This is a genomic window from Kitasatospora nipponensis, assembly GCF_039528135.1.
GTDB classification, from domain to species: domain Bacteria; phylum Actinomycetota; class Actinomycetes; order Streptomycetales; family Streptomycetaceae; genus Kitasatospora; species Kitasatospora nipponensis.
The window spans coordinates 1-1,917 of sequence record NZ_BAAALF010000413.1; the positions used below are offsets into that span (position 1 = coordinate 1).

At 70.8% G+C, this 1,917-nt stretch carries 4 protein-coding genes; 3 read left to right on the forward strand and 1 reads right to left on the reverse strand.

Annotated elements, in window-relative coordinates:
- On the reverse strand, positions 1 to 360 hold a 360-nt coding region (locus tag ABD323_RS40745), incomplete at its 3' end, for a GntR family transcriptional regulator (protein ID WP_344447156.1).
- Positions 361 to 659: 299 nt separating this feature from the next.
- On the opposite strand from ABD323_RS40745, the gene ABD323_RS40750 reads away from it, so the two are divergent.
- The 3 genes from ABD323_RS40750 to ABD323_RS40760 form a co-directional block, all read left to right on the forward strand.
- Entirely contained in the window at positions 660 to 905 is a 246-nt protein-coding gene (locus tag ABD323_RS40750) for a hypothetical protein (RefSeq protein ID WP_184926027.1), read from the forward strand.
- On the forward strand, positions 905 to 1,087 hold the full coding sequence (locus tag ABD323_RS40755; RefSeq protein ID WP_184926024.1) for a hypothetical protein: 183 nt from the start codon (positions 905 to 907) through the stop codon (positions 1,085 to 1,087). Before ABD323_RS40750 ends, ABD323_RS40755 begins: the two co-directional genes overlap by 1 nt.
- Before the next feature lie 163 nt (positions 1,088 to 1,250).
- Positions 1,251 to 1,917, forward strand: a 667-nt coding sequence (locus tag ABD323_RS40760) for a hypothetical protein (protein WP_344447157.1), incomplete at its 3' end; no start/stop codon positions are given.

Here is a 1,917-nt window from a genome sequence, read left to right on the forward strand (position 1 = left end):
CTCGATGCCGAGCACGTCAGCTTCGCCACCACCGGTCTGTTCCATCCCGGCCGAGAGGATCACCACCTCATCGTCGCTGGCGTACTGCTCGCCGCGCTGGCGGCTCCCGTTGACCGCGACCCGCAGGGTGGCGACCTGGTCCGGGCGGAACGCGGCCGCGTAGCCGAGTCCGGGAACGGGCTGCGCCCAACCCTCCATCCGCAAGGTGGTCAGGGCCCGCTGGGCGGTCTTGGTGGCGACGCCCCACTCCTCAGCGAGCTTGCGGACCGACGGGAGCTTCTGCCCGTCCACGATGACCCGGTTTGCGATGAGTCGGCGGTAGTGATCCGCAATTGCCTGGTATCCGACGGGATCAGTCATTTGATCGCTCCTCAGTAGTGACGGGCAGTCAGGGGCCTTGCACCGACTGCCAGAAGGCTGCTACAAACTGCTGTAGTACTTCGGTACCACAGCGTAGTACCTAGGTACCCGGTTGTCGCAAGTCCTTCGTCACAACCCCTGCCCGTACACCTCTCACAGCTCCGGGCAGGGGCCGACCAGCCCGAGGAGCCAGTCATGGCAAACGGTACGCCGCCTCCCTCCATCCCCCCGATTACCCCCACCGACCTGACCAAGGCCGGCCGCGCGTTCCTCCGCGCCCTGCTGAAGGGCGGCCAGAAGTGAGCGCCTCCCTCCGGCTCCTGCCGATCATCGGCAACGTCCGCCCGACCACCAGCAACAGCTGGTCCGCCACCGAGCCGATCAGCGCCCGGGAGCTCGGCCTGCTGATCCGCGCCGACTGGTGCCGCTCGGTGCGCACCTCCGACGGCCCGAACAGCCCCGACGGCCACCTGACCTACTACGCGCTGGTCGAGATCGACGGCGACGTCCTGGTGGTCACCGGCACGGCGACGGGAGAGCGGTGATGGCGCTCATCCGCGGCTTCTCCGAGTCGAAGCCCAGCAGTAGCACCGACACCCCCGACCACGTCGACAGCTCCGGCCGCTCCTGGACCGGCGCGGACTACGACGAGGGCCGGGCCAACGGGAGGCCGCTCCACGCCCCCCGGACCGACCACAGCAACGACCAGCTCGGCCGCACCTCCTGACCACCGCTCAGGTGCGCACCCCCGCACACCCGGGGGTGCGCACCTCACCTGACCTGGAGATACACATGATTGGCGAGCTGATCTGCTTGCTCCTCCTCCTGGGAGACGCGGCGGTGGCCCTCTACTTCATCCGCGTGCTCGGCCGCCGGGGCGGGTGGAACCGGTGACCACCACCTCGATCCCCCCGATGCCGTCCGAGCCGCCGACCGCCGGTCTGCCGGACACCACCGTCTACACCCCGACCCCGATCGGCGGGGCCGACCCGGCCGTCCCGTCCCTGGACGAGGCAGCCGAGCGGTTCTGGGCGCCGGCCGGACGCCTGCTGAACGACTGGTGGCTTAAGTCGGGCCCGGAGCAGGTCTCGACCATCGCCTCCCAGGTCACCCAGCAGGTGCACACCCTGCTGACCGAGACCGAGACCCAGCGGGCCGCCCGCGAGCAGATCGCCTACGAGGACCTGGTCGCCAGTCAGCGCGCGATGCGCGACGCGCAGTTCGCCGCGCTCGGCGAGACCGCCGAGCAGCGCACCGAGCGGCACCGGGTCGAGAAGGTGCTGGCCGCCGGTCAGCGCCCGTACCGCGACGACCTGGTGCACTTCGTCGACATGCTCGGCGACCGCATCAACGAGACCCCCGACGAGCGCGCGGCCCGCAAGGCGACCGAGCTGGCGATCGACAAGAAGCGACGCCGGGCGGCGGAGGACCAGCGCCTGGCCGCCGCTGGCGAGACCCCCGAGCTGCGCTCGAAGCGGCACCGCGCACAGGCGGTGGGCGACAAGCGCGAGGGCAAGCAGCGCAGGCGCCAGGGCGCCCGCAAAGGGGGCCGGGCCC

What these genes read in the sequence shown, in the direction of transcription:
- ABD323_RS40755 (WP_184926024.1), top strand. Translation starts at nt 905, where the DNA reads ATGGCGCTCATCCGCGGCTTCTCCGAGTCGAAGCCCAGCAGTAGCACC.